This window comes from Streptomyces longhuiensis, from assembly GCF_020616555.1.
Classification (GTDB): domain Bacteria; phylum Actinomycetota; class Actinomycetes; order Streptomycetales; family Streptomycetaceae; genus Streptomyces; species Streptomyces longhuiensis.
Genome location: NZ_CP085173.1, coordinates 6,859,430 through 6,874,581 on the forward strand (window position 1 = coordinate 6,859,430; position 15,152 = coordinate 6,874,581).

16 protein-coding genes are annotated in these 15,152 nt (G+C 71.2%); 7 read left to right on the plus strand and 9 right to left on the minus strand.

Going from position 1 to position 15,152, the window contains the following annotated elements; genetic code table 11:
- Window positions 1–11 precede the first annotated feature (11 nt).
- Both LGI35_RS31580 and LGI35_RS31585 read right to left on the minus strand, forming a co-directional pair.
- Complete coding sequence (locus tag LGI35_RS31580) at window positions 12–932, minus strand: glutamate ABC transporter substrate-binding protein (RefSeq protein ID WP_227297694.1); 921 nt, start codon at window positions 930–932, stop codon at window positions 12–14.
- A gap of 62 nt (window positions 933–994) precedes the next feature.
- A complete protein-coding gene (locus LGI35_RS31585) occupies window positions 995–1,771 on the minus strand; it encodes an amino acid ABC transporter ATP-binding protein (protein ID WP_116509104.1) in 777 nt (258 codons plus the stop codon).
- Window positions 1,772–2,065: 294 nt separating this feature from the next.
- Here LGI35_RS31585 and LGI35_RS31590 point away from each other — a divergent pair, with 294 nt between their 5' ends.
- The gene (locus tag LGI35_RS31590; RefSeq protein ID WP_227297695.1) at window positions 2,066–2,752 is read left to right on the plus strand and encodes a response regulator transcription factor; all 687 of its coding nucleotides are present in this window, start codon (window positions 2,066–2,068) and stop codon (window positions 2,750–2,752) included.
- A gap of 9 nt (window positions 2,753–2,761) precedes the next feature.
- Window positions 2,762–4,168, plus strand: a complete 1,407-nt coding sequence (locus LGI35_RS31595; protein WP_227297696.1) for a sensor histidine kinase — start codon at window positions 2,762–2,764, stop codon at window positions 4,166–4,168.
- A 17-nt stretch (window positions 4,169–4,185) separates the two neighbouring features.
- On the opposite strand, the gene LGI35_RS31600 is transcribed toward LGI35_RS31595, so the two are convergent.
- Window positions 4,186–5,181: a TAXI family TRAP transporter solute-binding subunit gene (locus LGI35_RS31600; RefSeq protein ID WP_227297697.1), complete on the minus strand. Its 996-nt coding sequence runs from the start codon at window positions 5,179–5,181 to the stop codon at window positions 4,186–4,188.
- Between the two features lie 147 nt (window positions 5,182–5,328).
- Here LGI35_RS31600 and LGI35_RS31605 point away from each other — a divergent pair, with 147 nt between their 5' ends.
- Window positions 5,329–5,787 carry a nuclear transport factor 2 family protein gene (locus LGI35_RS31605; RefSeq protein WP_227297698.1) on the plus strand — a complete coding sequence of 153 codons (459 nt, stop codon included), beginning with the start codon at window positions 5,329–5,331 and terminating at the stop codon, window positions 5,785–5,787.
- A gap of 113 nt (window positions 5,788–5,900) precedes the next feature.
- Here the strand turns inward: LGI35_RS31605 and LGI35_RS31610 are convergent, their stop codons facing one another.
- From LGI35_RS31610 to LGI35_RS31625, 4 genes are all read right to left on the minus strand, one after another.
- Window positions 5,901–6,050 carry a hypothetical protein gene (locus tag LGI35_RS31610; RefSeq protein WP_227297699.1) on the minus strand — a complete coding sequence of 50 codons (150 nt, stop codon included), beginning with the start codon at window positions 6,048–6,050 and terminating at the stop codon, window positions 5,901–5,903.
- Window positions 6,051–6,126: 76 nt separating this feature from the next.
- Window positions 6,127–7,059, minus strand: a complete 933-nt coding sequence (locus tag LGI35_RS31615; RefSeq protein WP_227297700.1) for an MBL fold metallo-hydrolase — start codon at window positions 7,057–7,059, stop codon at window positions 6,127–6,129.
- A complete protein-coding gene (locus tag LGI35_RS31620) occupies window positions 7,056–7,610 on the minus strand; it encodes a flavin reductase family protein (RefSeq protein WP_227297701.1) in 555 nt (184 codons plus the stop codon). The genes LGI35_RS31615 and LGI35_RS31620 overlap by 4 nt, the downstream gene beginning before the upstream one ends.
- A 71-nt stretch (window positions 7,611–7,681) precedes the next feature.
- Entirely contained in the window at window positions 7,682–8,467 is a 786-nt protein-coding gene (locus LGI35_RS31625) for an SDR family NAD(P)-dependent oxidoreductase (RefSeq protein ID WP_227297702.1), read from the minus strand.
- 206 nt (window positions 8,468–8,673) lie between these two features.
- On the opposite strand from LGI35_RS31625, the gene LGI35_RS31630 reads away from it, so the two are divergent.
- From LGI35_RS31630 to LGI35_RS31640, 3 genes are all read left to right on the plus strand, one after another.
- The gene (locus LGI35_RS31630) at window positions 8,674–9,165 is read left to right on the plus strand and encodes an SRPBCC family protein (RefSeq protein WP_227297703.1); all 492 of its coding nucleotides are present in this window, start codon (window positions 8,674–8,676) and stop codon (window positions 9,163–9,165) included.
- Complete coding sequence (locus tag LGI35_RS31635; protein WP_227297704.1) at window positions 9,162–10,310, plus strand: acyl-CoA dehydrogenase family protein; 1,149 nt, start codon at window positions 9,162–9,164, stop codon at window positions 10,308–10,310. The genes LGI35_RS31630 and LGI35_RS31635 overlap by 4 nt, the downstream gene beginning before the upstream one ends.
- 159 nt (window positions 10,311–10,469) lie before the next feature.
- A complete protein-coding gene (locus tag LGI35_RS31640) occupies window positions 10,470–11,735 on the plus strand; it encodes a cytochrome P450 (RefSeq protein ID WP_227297705.1) in 1,266 nt (421 codons plus the stop codon).
- Between the two features lie 173 nt (window positions 11,736–11,908).
- Here the strand turns inward: LGI35_RS31640 and LGI35_RS31645 are convergent, their stop codons facing one another.
- Both LGI35_RS31645 and LGI35_RS31650 read right to left on the minus strand, forming a co-directional pair.
- On the minus strand, window positions 11,909–13,171 hold the full coding sequence (locus tag LGI35_RS31645; protein WP_227297706.1) for an NAD(P)/FAD-dependent oxidoreductase: 1,263 nt from the start codon (window positions 13,169–13,171) through the stop codon (window positions 11,909–11,911).
- Window positions 13,171–13,494, minus strand: coding sequence for a 2Fe-2S iron-sulfur cluster-binding protein (locus LGI35_RS31650; RefSeq protein ID WP_227297707.1), 324 nt, complete (start codon window positions 13,492–13,494; stop codon window positions 13,171–13,173). The genes LGI35_RS31645 and LGI35_RS31650 overlap by 1 nt, the downstream gene beginning before the upstream one ends.
- 164 nt (window positions 13,495–13,658) lie before the next feature.
- Between LGI35_RS31650 and LGI35_RS31655 the strand changes: the two genes are divergently transcribed.
- Window positions 13,659–15,107, plus strand: coding sequence for an MFS transporter (locus LGI35_RS31655; protein WP_227297708.1), 1,449 nt, complete (start codon window positions 13,659–13,661; stop codon window positions 15,105–15,107).
- Window positions 15,108–15,152: the final 45 nt, after the last annotated feature.

Consider the following 15,152-nt stretch of genomic DNA (forward strand, 5'->3'; position numbering starts at 1 on the left):
CCGTCAGCGCGTCAGTAGCGCTCGAGCGCCGGCGGCGCGGTGTACGCGGACTTGGACAGGCCGAGCGTCGCGTCGTACGCCTTCTTGTAGTCGCCGTTCTTCTCGTGCGCCTCGAGGGCCTTCGAGACCGCCTCGCGCAGCGCCTTGTCGTCCTTGTTCATGCCGACGCCGTACGGCTCCTCGGTGAACGGCTTGCCGACGACCTTCAGCTTGCCCGGGCGCTGGGCGGCGTAGCCCTTGAGGATCGCGTCGTCGGTGGTGACGGCGTCGACCTCGTTGTTGAGCAGCTGCTGCACGCACTCGGAGTACTTGGACAGCTCGACGGTCTTGGCGCCGTACTTGGGCTTCTTGATCTCCTGGAGCGGGGTCGAGCCCTTGATGGAGCAGACGGTCTTGCCCTTGACGGAGTCGGGGCCCGTGATGCCCTTCTCGTCACCGCGGACGAGGAGGTCGGCGCCGGCCATGAAGTACGGGCCGGCGAAACCGACCTGCTTCTTGCGCTCGTCGTTGATCGTGTACGTGCCCACGTAGAGGTCGACCTCGCCCTTGGAGATGGTCGTCTCACGGACGTTCGAGTCGATCGTCTTGAACTCGATCTGCGACGGCTTGAAGCCGAGGTCGGCGGCGACCATCTTGGCGATCTCGATGTCGAAGCCGGAGCGCTTGCCGTCGGTGTCCTGGAAGCCGAGGAACGGCTGGTCGTTCTTGGCGCCGATGACGATCTTTCCGGCCTTCTGCGCGCGCTTCAGCGTCGCGGAGTCCAGCTTCACGCCCGAGGCGACCGTGTACGTGGGCAGCTTCGGCTGGTCCTTGCCGCCGGCGCCGCCGGCGGGCTTGTCACCGGCGTTGCCGGAGTCTCCGCCGCACGCGGTGGCGGCGAGGGCGAGCACGGCGACAGTGGCCGCCGCGGCGGCGGACTTGCGGAGCTTCATGGTGAATATCCTTCGTGTCGGCAGATTCGGCCGTGGGAAAGTCGGACGCTCATGCGTCTGCGTCAGTGGTGCAGGATCTTCGACAGGAAGTCCTTGGCCCGGTCGCTGCGCGGGTTGCTGAAGAACTGGTCGGGGGTGGCCTCTTCGACGATCCGTCCGTCCGCCATGAAGACCACGCGGTTGGCCGCCGAGCGCGCGAAGCCCATCTCGTGCGTCACGACGATCATCGTCATGCCGTCACGGGCGAGCTGCTGCATGACCTCGAGGACCTCGTTGATCATCTCCGGGTCGAGGGCCGACGTCGGCTCGTCGAAGAGCATGATCTTGGGGTCCATCGCCAACGCCCGTGCGATCGCGACGCGTTGCTGCTGCCCGCCGGAGAGCTGTGCGGGGTACTTGTCCGCCTGCGTGCCGACGCCCACCCGGTCGAGCAGGGTGCGAGCCTTGGCCTCGGCCGCCTTCTTGTCCGCCTTGCGGACCTTGATCTGCCCCAGCATCACGTTCTCGAGCACGGTCTTGTGCGCGAAGAGGTTGAAGGACTGGAAGACCATGCCCACGTCCGCGCGGAGGCGGGCCAGCTCCTTGCCCTCCTGGGGCAGCGGCTTGCCGTCGATCGTGATGGCACCCGTGTCGACGGTCTCCAGGCGGTTGATCGTGCGGCACAGCGTCGACTTGCCGGAGCCCGAGGGTCCGATGACGACGACGACCTCACCACGCGCGATGGTCAGGTCGATGTCCTGGAGCACGTGCAGCGCGCCGAAGTGCTTGTTGACTTGGTTCAGCACGACCAGCTCGTCGGCCGCGGGAATGGCGTCCTTGGTCACCGATACATCGGTCATCGGGGTCTTGCTCCATCCTCCTCGGTTGGGAGGACAGTAGTAATGCCGTACAACCAGCGTCATTACATCTGAGCGGAACTTGAGCATAACGATCCGGCTTCAACCGGCCACGATGCGTGAAGAGGGTGCTCCCCTGCGTACCGGCTGGATAACGGAAGGCGTCGGTAACCGGAACGCTCTTGACGGCGTCCTTATGTTTCGGAGTGGATGCCCTGGTGAGCCGCACGCGCGTGCACGGGACAGCGCCTGCCCGCGTGCCGGGACCGAACGACCGATGAACCGAAGGGGGCCGTGATGAGACTGCTTCTCGTCGAGGACGACGACCATGTCGCCGCCGCTCTGTCGGCGGTCCTCGCCCGGCACGGCTTCGACGTGAGGCACGCCCGCAGCGGCGAGGAAGCGCTCCGGGCGCTCGTCCCCGACGCGGACGCCTTCGGAGTCGTACTCCTCGATCTCGGCCTGCCCGACCAGGACGGCTACGAGGTGTGCGGCAAGATCCGCAAGCGCACGTCGACACCGGTGATCATGGTGACCGCGCGCGCGGACGTACGTTCCCGCATCCACGGCCTCAACCTCGGCGCCGACGACTACGTGGTGAAGCCGTACGACACCGGGGAGCTGCTCGCCCGTATCCACGCGGTCAGCCGGCGCAGTGTGCCGGACGACACCTCCGCGTCGGCCGAGGACGGTCTGCGGCTCGGGTCCGTGCACATCGAACTGCCCACCCGCCAGGTCAGCGTGGACGGTTCGGTTGTCCAACTGACCCGCAAGGAGTTCGACCTCCTGGCGCTTCTCGCGCAGCGCCCCGGGGTGGTGTTCCGCCGGGAACAGATCATCAGCGAGGTCTGGCGCACCAGTTGGGAGGGGACGGGCCGCACCCTGGAGGTGCATGTCGCGTCCCTGCGCTCCAAGCTGCGCATGCCCGCCCTCATCGAGACCGTGCGCGGCGTCGGGTACCGGCTCGTCGCGCCGGCCGCCTAGAGGCCGCGGGTGCGCGCTCGCCTCCTCCCGCTGCTCATCGTCCTCATGGCGGGCGTGCTGCTCGCGCTCGGCTTCCCGCTCGCCGTGAGCGTGGCGGCCGCCCAGCAGCAGAAGGTCGTCGTCGACCGCATCGACGACACGGCACGCTTTGCCGCGCTGGCCCAGTTCGTCACCAAGCGCTCGACGGGTTCCCGCGTACACGTCACGGACGAGCGCCAGCAGACCCTGCAGAACGAACTCACCCGCTACTACGAGGTGTACGGGATTCGCGCGGGCGTCTTCTACCGCAACAGTGATCCCATGGGGCACGCCCCGGACAGCTGGCAGCTGCCCCGCGACGGAGCCGTGCGCGAGGCCTTCGACGAGGCCCTGTTCTCGCGCGGCAGCCACGACCCCCGGCAGGTGTGGCCATGGCAGCGCGGCAGGCTCGTCGTCGCGTCACCCGTCATCAGCGACGGCGACGTCGTGGCGGTCGTCGTCACCGAATCGCCCACCGGCAAGATGCGCTCCCAGACGCTCCAGGGATGGCTGCTCATCGCGGCGGGCGAGGTGGCCGCGATGCTCCTGGCCGTCGGCGCGGCGCTGCGGCTGACGGGCTGGGTCCTGCGGCCCGTGCGCGTCCTCGACGCGACCACCCACGACATCGCCACCGGACGCCTGAAGTCCCGCGTCGCCTCGGCCGGCGGACCGCCGGAACTCCGGCGCCTGGCCCGCTCGTTCAACGAGATGGCCGACAACGTCGAGGACGTCCTGGAGCAGCAGCGCGCCTTCGTCGCCGACGCCTCGCACCAGCTGCGCAATCCGCTCGCCGCCCTGCTCCTGCGCATCGAGCTCCTGGCGTTCGAACTGCCCGAGGGGAACGAGGAGATCGCCTCCGTGCGCACGGAGGGCAAGCGGCTCGCCTCGGTCCTCGACGACCTCCTCGACCTGGCCCTCGCCGAACACACCGAAGCGGACCTGCGACTCACGGACATCGGCGAGCTGGTGACCGAACGGGTGGGTGCCTGGCGGCCGGTCGCCGACGAGAAGGGCGTCACACTGATCGAGGACTGCCCCGCGGTCACCGGCTGGGCGGATCCCGTGACGCTGTCGAGCGCCCTGGACGCGGTGATCGACAACGCTCTGAAGTTCACCCCCTCCGGCGAGGAGGTGAAGGTCCGCGTCGCCCGTAACGGAGAGTCCACGGAGATCGTGGTCGCGGACCGCGGTCCGGGCCTGCGCGAGGACGAACTCGCCCGGATCGGCGACCGGTTCTGGCGCAGCGCCGGCCACCAGAACGTCAAGGGCTCGGGCCTCGGCCTGTCCATCTCACGGACGCTGCTCGCGGCGGGCGGCGGCTCCATCACGTACGCCCTCCACGAACCGCACGGGCTGCGCGTGACGGTGGCGGTGCCCCGGACCCATCGGGAAGGCTGAGGCGGCGGGCCAGGGCCCTACGGCTTCACCGAGCGGTAGTAGCGGCGGGCGCCCTCGTGCAGCGCCAGCGGATCCGTGTAGAGCGCCGTCCGCAGGTCCACGAGCTGCGCCGCGTGCACCTGCGTGCCGATGCGGTCGCGGCTGTCTATCACCGTGCGCGTCAGCGCCTCCGTGAGGCGGGGGTCCGCACGGTCCGTGGTGACCAGCAGGTTCGCCACGGCCAGTGTGGGCACCGAGACACCCTGCTGCGCGTCCGGATAGGCGTCCGCGGGCATCACTGCGGCCCGGTAGTAGCGGGACGCGCCGCCCTGCTTGTGCAGCGCGTCGACGAGGTTGCCGAGCTCGACGAGACGGATGGGGTAGTTCTCCGACAGCTTGCGCACATGGGTCGTCGGCAGGCCGCCCGACCAGAAGAAGGCGTCGATCTCACCGGCCTTGAGCGCCTGGGGCATGCCGTCGATCCCCGTGGAGACCGGCTTCATGTCCTTGTCCAGGTCGAGACCGGCGGCCTCGGCCACACGCTCCGCGATGAGCCGTACCCCGGAGCCCCTGCCGCCCACGGCGACCCGGAGGCCGCGCAGGTCCTCGACCGACCTGATCGACGACGAGCGGGGCACGACCAGCTGCACGTAGTCGTCGTAGAGGCGGGCGCAGCCGCGCAGCCGGTCCCCTCCGGCGCCGCCCTGAAGCTTGTACTTCTCCACGGCGTCGGCGGCCGCGATCGTGAAATCGGCCTTCCCCGTGGCGACCCGCTCGACGTTCTCCTGGGACCCCTCGCTGTTCGTCAGGCGCACGTCGAGGTCCGGCAGGTCGTGGCCGAGCGCGGTCTTGAGGAGGTTGCCGTAGCGCTCGTACACCCCGGTCCGCTGGCCCGTACTGAAGGTCACGCTGCCCCCTGGCCTCCCGTCGTCCAGCGGCAGCAGCCACCACAGGAGCAGCCCGAGGACCACGAGTGTGGCGGCCGAGCCCTCCAGGGCTCGGCGCCTGCTGATATGGGGGAGGGCCTTGGACATGCGGGCGATCCTGCCATTTCACTCACCGTGCTGGCCAGGGGCGCCGGCCGGTCACCGCGAGCGCCTCTCCAGTGACGCTGCAGCCGCGCCCGGCAGGCTGATGCCGACGACGGGCGGCCGGAAGGGCCGCCCCGAAGGGAGTTCGCCATGTCTCAGTCCGTCGGGACCCTCCGTCAGCAGGTCACGGGTGACCTGTACGCCGAGGTGCAGACGTTCTACGCCCAGCAGATGCGACGGGTCGACGCCCTGGACATCGAGGGCTTCGCCGACACGTTCACCGACGACGGGGAGGTCGTCCACGCGGGCGGTCAGCGCCAGAGCGGCCGTGCGGAGATGATCGCCGGGATGCGCGCCAACCTGCCGCGCTACAAGGACATCGCCGTGCGCCACTGGTTCGGCCACCTCCTCATAGAGGCCGACCCCCAGGACGAGGACACCATCCGGGTCTCGTACTACACGCTGGTCACCCAGACCGACCGCGAAGGGAAGGTCTCCTTCCAGCCGACGTTCACCGTCGACGACGTGCTCGTGCGCCGCGACGGCGGGCTGCTGACCCGCTCCCGCGTCATCCACCGCGACAGCCCCGCCGCTCCCGCGGCCTCCTGACCGGCCCGTACACGGAACCGGCCCGAGCACGGAGATCCGGCACATGGCCGAGGGGCCCCTGTCGAGGGGCCCCTCGGCCATGTGCCGGCCGATGACACGTTCTGGGCGGCGGCTCAGTCGATGCTCCGGAAGATGTGGGGTTCGCTCCCGTCGTCGTCGAGGTCCCCGGCCAGCAGCAGAGGTATCCGGCACGGCACCCCGTGGAACTCCAGGTGCGTCGGGGCTGTCACGTGCGTCTCGCGGTCCAGCAGAATCGTCTCCATCGACGACTCCTTTCAGTACGGCGGTTTCTTCGGTGCGGGGTCTCGGCCTCCGGTCTGTGAGGTGGCGGCTGTGGGGTCAGGCGTGGCAGGAGGGCAGGGCGCCGTGGAAGGCGACCATCTCCTTGAAGGACGCCGCGACATCGATACGGGCGCCCGGTGCCAGGCCCTCGAGTTCGGCGTACGCGCGATGCAGGTTTCCGACCAGGCGCTCGGAGTCCAGGAGCCCGGCGAACGCGCCGAGGTCCGCTTCCCGGGCCGCCTGGAGCGGGCCCACGCCGCGCCGCAGGCCGTCCCGCGCGAGGTCCTGGAGCCGGCGGACGTAGGACTCCGTCGCGTCGAGGAGCTCAGGTCCGCCGACCGGGCCGTGCCCGGGGACGACCACGGAGGCACCGAGCGCCCGCATCCGCTCCAGGGCCCGCAGCGAGCCGGTGACCGAGCCCATCAGGATGTACGGGGTCACCCCCGACCACACCACGTCACCGGTGAACAGCACGCCGCGCTCCGGCACCCACGCGATCACGTCGTTCGCGGTGTGGGCGGGGCCCACGTGGAGGAGCTCGGTGCGCAGACCACCGTCCGCGTGCAGGGTCAGCTCGTCCCGGAAGGTGAGCGTGGGCAGGGTCAGTGGGGTCTCGCCCCACTCGACGTCCGGCCACAGGTGGCGCAGGCCGAGGCCCGCCTCCTGCGTGTCGGACCGCGTGCCCGCGTGCGCCACAACGGCCGCGCGCGGCGCGAACTGTCCGTTGCCGAAGGTGTGGTCGCCGTGGAAGTGGGTGTTCACGACATAGTCCGGGCCGCCCGGCACGACGCGCTCCACCTCCTCCCGCAGCCGACGGGTGCGGGATTCGGTCGCCGCCGTGTCGACCAGGGCCGCCTGGCCGCCGCCGGCGACGAGGCCGGCGTTGTTCAGGCACCAGCCGCCCTCAGGCTGGACGAACGCGTACACCCCGTCGGCGACCTGGTGCAGGGTGCCCGGCGCCGCCACCGAGGACGCGGTTGTCGCACTCACGCGGCCGCCTCCCGCTGCTCGGTGGACGAGGCGGGTGACAGACGGCCGAACTTGCCCTGGTGGAACAGGAGCGGGTCCGGCTCGGACGCTCCGCCGGACAGAGCGACGACCCGGCCGATCAGCAGCGTGTGGTCGCCGGCCGTGTACTCCGCGTCCAGCACGCACTCGACGTACGTCTCCGACGCGGGCAGCACGGCGTTGCCGGTGAGGCCCTCCTCGGCACCGAGGCGCAGCATCGCGGCGCGGCCCTCCGGCCGGTCGGGCCGGCAGAACTCCAGCGCCAGATCCAGCTGGGACTCGGCGAGCACGTTCACGGCGAAGCTGCCCGCCTGCGATATCCGCGGGCGCATCCGGCCGGAGGCCTTGACGGACACGAGGATCAGCAGCGGGTCGAGCGAGACCGAGGTGAGGCTGTTCAGGGTCATCACGATGGTCTCGTCGCCGCTTCCCTGGGTGAGCAGGGTGACGCCCGTCGGGAATCGGCCCATCGCGGCCCGGAAGGCGGCCACGTCGGGTTCGGCCAGAGTTGCGCCGGAGGTCACAGCAGTCATGTCAGGTACTCCGTTTCTGCTCGTCGTCAGGGCCGTCGCGGGCGTCGTCGGGATCCGCGGCACCGGGGCCATCAGTAGTTGCCGAGCCCACCGCAGACGTTCATGGCCTGGGCGGTGATGGATCCGGCCGGGTCCGACGCGAGGTAGCCGACGAGCCCGGCGACCTCCTCGGGTGTGGAATAGCGGCCGAGCGGGATCTTGGCGTTGAACTTCTCCTGGATCTCCTGCTCGCTCACTCCGTAGTGGCCCGCGTAGCCCTGCCGCACGCGCTGGGCCATGGGCGTCTCGACGTATCCGGGGCAGACGGCGTTCACGGTGATGCCGGTCGCGGCGAGCTCCTTGCCGACGGCCTTGGTGAAGCCGATCACTCCGTGTTTGGAGGCGGAGTAGGGCGCGGCGAGCTCGACGCCCTGCTTGCCGCCGGTGGAGGCGATGTTGATGATCCGTCCCCAGGAGCCCTCGCGCATCAGGCCCGTGCTGAGCACTTCCCGGGTGACACGGAAGGTGCCGTTCAGGTTGGTCTCGATCACGTCGTCCCAGAGCGCGTCGGGCAGCTCCGCGGTCACCCCGCCGCCGCCGCGGCCCGCGTTGTTGACGAGGATGTCGATGCGGCCGTACTCGGCCACCGCGGCGGCCACGGCCTGCTGGATCTGCGTCACGGACGTCACGTCGCACACCGTGCCGGCCACCTCGTGGCCCTGCTCGCGCTGCGCCTTGACCATGGCGGCGACGTTCTCCGCGTCCCGCGCCACACCGAACACCGCGACGCCCTGCCGGGCCAGCAGCTCGGTCACGGCCAGGCCGATCCCGCTGGTCGCCCCGGTGACGAAGGCCACTCGTCGTCCCGCGTCTGTCATCGTGCTCTCCCCATCGCTCGTGTCGATCCGGTCCACGTCGGCTCGACGGTGGGCCCGTGACCTTGCGGGTTTCTCGCCCCCGGGTGGAGCCGCGGTGGAGGCCGGCTGTTCGAGCCGTACTCGACACGGGGCCTAGCGAGGGCCGTCAGCTTGGGTGCATTCGATGCCGTGGCCGGGCGGATACCTGGCCGGAGCGAGGAGGCCCCGTGCCCGAGCAGACGCAGACCCTGCCCGACGTCAGGAAGTCGGTGACCGTGGCGGCGACGCCCGACGAGTGCTTCAAGGTCTTCACCGAACGCCCGGCGGACTGGTGGCCGCCGAGCCACATCCTGGTGCGCAAGGAGCGGGCCGGCCTCGCCTTCGAGGCGGGCGTCGGCGGGCGCTACTACGAGTGGGACGTGGAAGGCACCGAGATCGCCTGGGGCCGCGTACTGGAGTGGGTGCCGGGCCGCCGCGTCGTCATGACCTGGCGGATCGACCCCAACTGGCAGTCCATCCCCACCGACGACGGCGCCAGCGAGATCGAGGTCGACTTCGAGGCCGTCGACGCGGGACACACCCGTGTCTCGCTCGCCCACGTCAAGCTGGACCGGCACGGTCCCGGCGCCGAGCGCATCTTCAAGGCGCTCGACGGGCCGAGCCCCGGCGAGACGCTGGAGCGCTTCGCCCGCGCCCTCACGAACGGCTCCGGATCGTGAGCGTCGACCTCGGCGTCCTCGCCGCTCCCGACGCCGCCCCGGTGGTCCCCGCCACCGGGCTCGTCGCCGCCGCCGACGGAATACGCCCGCTCGCGGCCCGCCACGCGGCGGACGCGGACACGGGCCGCAGCCTGTCCCGCGAGGTCACCGACGCGATACGGGAGGCCGGGTTCGCCCGGCATTTCGTGGCCGCGCGGTTCGGCGGCACGGAGGGCTCGTTCGCGGACCTGACCCGGGCCGTCATGTCCGTCGGCGAGGGCTGTGCCGCCTCGGCCTGGTGTGCCTCGCTCGCCGCGTACTCGGCCCGCTTCGCCTCGCACCTGCCCGAGCAGGGGCACCAGGAGCTGTGGGGCGCGGGGCCCGACACCGTCGTCGCGACCGGTCTGATGCCCGCCGGGCGGGCCAGGCCGGCCGACGGCGGCTGGCGGGTCACCGGTGAGTGGTCCTACGTCAGCGCCGTCGACTTCGCCGACTGGGTGATGGTCTGCGCGGCGGTCGCGGGCGGTGAGGGACCGCCGCAACTGCGCTTCTTCACCCTGCCACGGGGCACGTACACCGTGCGCGAGACCTGGGACAGCATCGGGATGCGGGCCACCGGCAGCCACACGGTCGTGGTCGACGACGTGTTCGTGCCGGCGCATCTGACCTTCGACCGTACCGACATGCTCACCGGCCGCAACGGCGCCTCGCGCGTGTCCGCGCACAACGTGCCCTTCCAGGCGGTGGGTGGACTGACCTTCATCGCCCCCGTCGTCGGCGCCGCCACCGGCGCGCTGGCCGCCTGTACGGGATCGATCCAGGGGCGCCGGCGCAACCAGACCGCCGAGCTGACCGTCGTACGTGCCTCCGGCCGCATCGACGCCGCGCGCCACCTCGTCATGGAGAACGCCCAGGTCCTCGACCAGCGCCTCTTCACCCCCGAGCCCATGGCGCGCAACGAACGGAACGCCACCTTCGCCGCCGAGATCCTGCGCGAGGCCGTGGCCCTCCTCGTGGGCGCGGCCGGGACCGGCGGCCTCGGTGAGGGGCACACGCTCCAGCGCTTCTGGCGGGACATCACATCGGCGACGAGCCATGTGGCGCTGCAGTACGACACCGCCGCCCGCAAGAACTACTCCGCGGTGCTGCTCGGCCCGGAGGGATGATCCGCACCGCTCGGCGAAGGGGGCGTCCGGCACCATGGACGCCCCCTTCGCCATGTGCGGCGTGGCGCCTCAACTTGCTCTAGTTCAGGGCGACTTGGCCTCGATCGGTCCTCCGTACGGTGAGCTCCGACCCGTAACGTCCCAAGCGGAGGATCTATCGTGACAGTCACCCAGGAGACAGCCAGCCAGGAGACGGCGCCCCAGGGCGCCGGCTGCCCGGTGGCGGGCGTGTTCCCCTTCAGCGGTTCCAGTTACCGTGGCCCCGCCCCGGCGTACGCCGCCCTGCGCGCCGAGCAGCCGGTGGTGAAGGTGCCCACCGCGGGAGGTGTGGACGCCTGGCTGATCACCCGTTACGAGGACGTGCGGCGACTCTCCGCCGACCCCCGGCTCAGCCGGGCGCAGGCCTGTGGCGAAGGCGCCCCCCGCGTGGGCGGCACGATGCACACCACGCCGGAGATGATCATCTCGCTCGACGCGCCGGAGCACTCCCGGCTGCGGAAACTGGTGGCCGGCGCGTTCACCATGCGGCGGGTCGAGCGGATGCGGGAGAACGTCCAGAAGGTCACCGACGAACTCCTCGACGACATGGCGGCCAAGGACGGGGTCGTGGACCTCGTGCAGCAGCTCGCGGTGCCGCTCCCGCTGACCGTCATCGGGGAGCTCCTGGGCGTACCGGCTCAGGACCTGCGGGAGTTCGAGCAGTGGGCGCGCGCCTTCGCCACGGTCGACGACCGGGCCGGCGGCGAGGAGTCGCTGCACGCGCTCGGCAAGCTCAGCGAGTACATCGTCGGGCTCATCGCCGACAAGCGCGCCAATCCCGCCGACGACATGCTGTCCGAGCTGATCGCGGCCCGCGACGACAACGACCGGCTCAGCGAGCCCGAGCTGGTCACCTTCGGGTTCACGCTGATCGGCGCCGGCTTCGACACCACCGCCAACCAGCTGGCCAACTCCGTCCTGGCCCTCCTCGTGGACCACCAGGACCAGTGGCGCCACCTCGTCGAGGACCGCTCCCGGATCCCGAGGGCCGTCGAGGAACTCCTGCGCCACGTCAACCTGTTCGCGACCGACACCTCCGGATTCCCGCGTATCGCGGCCGAGGACATCGAGGTCGGCGGCGTGACGATAGCCAAGGGTGACGCCGTGCTCCTCTCGCTCGCGTCGGCCAACCGGGACGCGGAGGTCTTCCCCGACCCCGACCGGCTCGACCTGACTCGGGAGCGCAACCCGCACATCTCCTTCGGCCACGGGATGCACTACTGCCTCGGCAAGCACCTGGGGCGGATGGAGATGGAGATCGCCATCGAGGGCCTGGTGCGCCGCTTCCCGGATCTGCGGCTCGCGGTCCCCGAGAGCGAACTGCCGTGGCACAAGGGGGAGATCAACCACACCCTGACCAGCCTGCCGGTCGTCCGGGGGCAGTGAGTCCGCCGGCCCCGCGCGGTCCCGTCCCCTCTCGGAAGGGGACGGGACCGCAGGCGTACCGAGGTCTGTGTGTGTGGGGGGGAGCAGAGTGAAGCCGCCGCACCCCGCGCGAGGCGGTGAGTGCGGCGGCGGGATCCCGGGTGTGTTCCCCACGCGCGGGCGCGGATCTGGTCTCAGGTGCGGACGGCGACCCTCTCCGTGGGGGACGTACGGGGGAGCTTCTTCAGGTCGAATCCGGGCGCGCGTACCTCGTCCGGGGTCAGGGTGGTGTCCGAGGCGAGGAGCCGACGTGAGATGCCGTGGTCCGCGGGCCGGTTCACCGACTCCACGCCGATCAGCCGGCCGGCGCGGAAGGAGAAGACGGAGAACCGTCCGCCCTCCACGTCGCCGCTCGTGACCACCTCGTCGTGGCCCGCCGTGAGTCCCGCCAGCTGCATCCGCAGCCCGTACTGCTCGGACCAGAACCAGGGCACGGAGGTGTAGGCGAACGGCTCGTCGCAGATCCCGGCGGCCACGCACTTCGCCTGGTCGGACGCGTTCTGCACCGACTCGATGCGCAGGTGGCGCCCGGCGCGCGGGCTGGGGAAGCGGGCGCAGTCGCCGAGTGCGTAGATGTCGGGGTCGCTGGTGCGCAGCCGCTCGTCCACCACGATCCCGTCGCCGACCATCAGGTCGGCGGTCAGGGCCAGGTCGGTGTGGGGCAGCACCCCGACCCCGATCACGGCCAGATCGGCGGCGATGCGTTCACCGCCGTCCAGCTCCATGATCTGGACCTGTCCTTCGGTGTCGCCGTGCAGGGCCGTGACCTCGCGGCCGAGCAGCACCCGCACCCCGTGGGCGCGGTGCTCGGCGACGACCCTCGACGACAGCACCGGGGTGAGGGCCCTGGCCAGGGCCCGCCGCTGGACGTCCACCACCGTCACCTCGTGGCCGAGACCGCGCGCGGTGGCGGCGACCTCCAGGCCGATGAACCCGGCGCCGACCACCACCAGCCGGCGTGGCGGATCGCTCAGCCGCGCGCGCAGCTCGTCGGCGTCGGCCCGCGAGCGCAGGGTGAGCACGCCGCCCAACGACGCGCCTGGTACGGGGAGTTGGCGGGGCCGGGAGCCGGTGGCGAGGACCAGACGGTCGTACGGCACCCGCAGTCCCGACCTCAGCGTCACGGTGCGGCGCTCCGGGTCGACGGAGGTCGCGCGGTCCCCGACCCTGATCTCGATGTCCCGCTCGGCGAAGAACGAGGCGGGACGCAGGGCCATGTCCTCGGCGGGCGCCGCGCCGGCGAGGTACCCCTTCGACAGCGGTGGCCGGTAGCCGGCCCACGGGGGTTCGTCGCCGATCAGAGTGATGCGGCCGGTGAAGCCCCGGCCGCGCAGGGCGGCCGCCGTCTCCACCCCGGCCTGACCGGCGCCGACCACGACCACGGCGGGCGCGGCCATCAGCTCTGCGCCTCGGGCAGGTGCACCAGCAGCCCGTCGAGGGCCTCGGTGACCGGCAGCTGGCAGCTCAGCCTGCTGTGCTCGGTACGTTCGCACGCCGTGCCGTAGAGGACGTCGTCCTCGACGGGGTCCATCTCGGGCAGTACGACGGTGCTCGCCTCGTCCACGTAGACATGGCAGGTGCCGCACTGGGCGGAACCGCCGCACTGGGCCTCGATGCCGTCGACGTTGTTGAGTTTCGCGCCGCGCATGACCGTGTTGGGCGCTTCTACGTCGACGACGGTGACGGTTCCGTTCGGATGCTGGTAGGTGATCTTGGCCATCGTGGGCTCTCCTCGGGGAATGTCGGCCGGCCGTGCGGAGACACGCCTTGGGACTGTGGCGAGAGGTCCTGCAGCGGCGGTGGAGTGCCTCTCGACGCCCCGGGTCGAGCGGGGCTCCGTGCGCCCTCGACGCGCGGTCCGCCGCACCGGCGCAGCGTGCCCGTATGACCATGACTACGCGCACGCACCGCACACCGGGACCTTCGCCGAGGGCCGCTCCCCGACTCGGACTTGTGCTGTTCGCCTGCTGCCTCGGGCAGTTCATGAACGTGCTCGACGCGTCGGTGGTGAATGTGGCGCTGCCCGTCATCTCCGACGACCTCGGCTTCGACCCGCACAACCTCCAGCTCGTCAACAACGCCTACACCGTGGTGGTCTGCGGCTTCCTGTTGCTCGGCGGGCGCCTCGCGGACCTGTTCGGGCAACGCCGGATCTTTCTGGGCGGGGTGGGCCTGTTCACCCTCGCCAGCCTGGTCGGCGGGGCGGCCGACAGTCCGACGACCCTGATCCTGGCCCGCGCCCTCCAAGGGCTCGGTGCCGCGGTCATGGCACCCGCCACGCTCACCGTGCTCGGCACGACCTTCACCGAACCGGCCGCGCGGGCCAAGGCGTTCGGCTGGTGGAGCGCCGTCTCGGGGACGGCGGGCGCGGTCGGCGTGCTGGCCGGAGGAGTGATCACCCAGTGGTTCTCCTGGCGCTGGATCCTGCTGATCAACGTCCCCATAGGACTGGCCCTGTGCGCACTGGTCCGCTGGGCGGTCCCCGAGACCCGGCGCCCCGGAATCCGCCGTCGGCTCGACCTGCCGGGCGCCGTCACCGTCACCCTCGGTCTCATGGCCGTCGTGTACGGGACGTCCGAGTCCCCCGGGCACGGCTGGGGTTCGGGACACGTCCTCGGCCCGATGTTCGCCGGGACCGTGCTCCTCGGAACGTTCCTGGTGATCCAGGCGAAGTTCGCCCCCGAGCCGCTGGTGCCCCTCGGTGTCTTCCGCAACCGCTCGGTGGCCGCCGCCAACCTGGTCGCCTTCTTCGGGATCGCGGCCCTCTTCAGTACCTTCTACTTCTTCACGCTGATGCTCCAACAGGTGCTCGACTACAGCCCGTTGCGCACCGGCCTGAGCTATCTGCCCCTGTCCGTCGGGATCGCGCTCGGTGGCTGGGGCATCGCGCGCCTCGTGCCCCGCACCGGGCCGCGGCCGGTCCTCCTCGCGGGGCTCGCCCTGTCCGCCGTCGGACTGCTCTGGCTGTCGCGGCTGGCCGTCGGCGCCGGCTACGTGAGCGACGTACTGGCCCCGGAGATCCTGCTCGGCCTCGGTATGGGCGCGGTCCTCAACGCGACCACCAACGCCGCCACCGCCGGACTGCCTCCGGAACAGGCGGGCCTCGCCTCGGGGCTGCTCAACACCACCCGCCAACTCGGCAGCGCGGCAGGCCTGGTGACCCTGGCGGCGCTCTCCGCCGCCCGCATCGACAGCGAGGCCGCCGCCGGCACCCCGCACGCCGTCGCCCTCGCCTCCGGCTACGGCCTCGCGCTCACCGGCGCCGGGCTCTGCGCCCTCGCCGGCCTGGCGGCCGCCCTGTGGGTCCCGGTCAGGGAGCGCCCGCGCGCCTGAGCACGGCACGCGGCCCGCACCCGAACATGCCGGACGGCCGGTCAG

What these genes read in the sequence shown, in the direction of transcription:
- LGI35_RS31655 (WP_227297708.1), top strand. Translation starts at nt 13,659, where the DNA reads ATGACCATGACTACGCGCACGCACCGCACACCGGGACCTTCGCCGAGG.
- LGI35_RS31650 (WP_227297707.1), bottom strand. Translation starts at nt 13,494, where the DNA reads ATGGCCAAGATCACCTACCAGCATCCGAACGGAACCGTCACCGTCGTC.
- LGI35_RS31580 (WP_227297694.1), bottom strand. Translation starts at nt 932, where the DNA reads ATGAAGCTCCGCAAGTCCGCCGCCGCGGCGGCCACTGTCGCCGTGCTC.
- LGI35_RS31590 (WP_227297695.1), top strand. Translation starts at nt 2,066, where the DNA reads ATGAGACTGCTTCTCGTCGAGGACGACGACCATGTCGCCGCCGCTCTG.
- LGI35_RS31610 (WP_227297699.1), bottom strand. Translation starts at nt 6,050, where the DNA reads ATGGAGACGATTCTGCTGGACCGCGAGACGCACGTGACAGCCCCGACG.
- LGI35_RS31600 (WP_227297697.1), bottom strand. Translation starts at nt 5,181, where the DNA reads ATGTCCAAGGCCCTCCCCCATATCAGCAGGCGCCGAGCCCTGGAGGGC.
- LGI35_RS31645 (WP_227297706.1), bottom strand. Translation starts at nt 13,171, where the DNA reads ATGGCCGCGCCCGCCGTGGTCGTGGTCGGCGCCGGTCAGGCCGGGGTG.
- LGI35_RS31625 (WP_227297702.1), bottom strand. Translation starts at nt 8,467, where the DNA reads ATGACAGACGCGGGACGACGAGTGGCCTTCGTCACCGGGGCGACCAGC.
- LGI35_RS31605 (WP_227297698.1), top strand. Translation starts at nt 5,329, where the DNA reads ATGTCTCAGTCCGTCGGGACCCTCCGTCAGCAGGTCACGGGTGACCTG.
- LGI35_RS31585 (WP_116509104.1), bottom strand. Translation starts at nt 1,771, where the DNA reads ATGACCGATGTATCGGTGACCAAGGACGCCATTCCCGCGGCCGACGAG.
- LGI35_RS31620 (WP_227297701.1), bottom strand. Translation starts at nt 7,610, where the DNA reads ATGACTGCTGTGACCTCCGGCGCAACTCTGGCCGAACCCGACGTGGCC.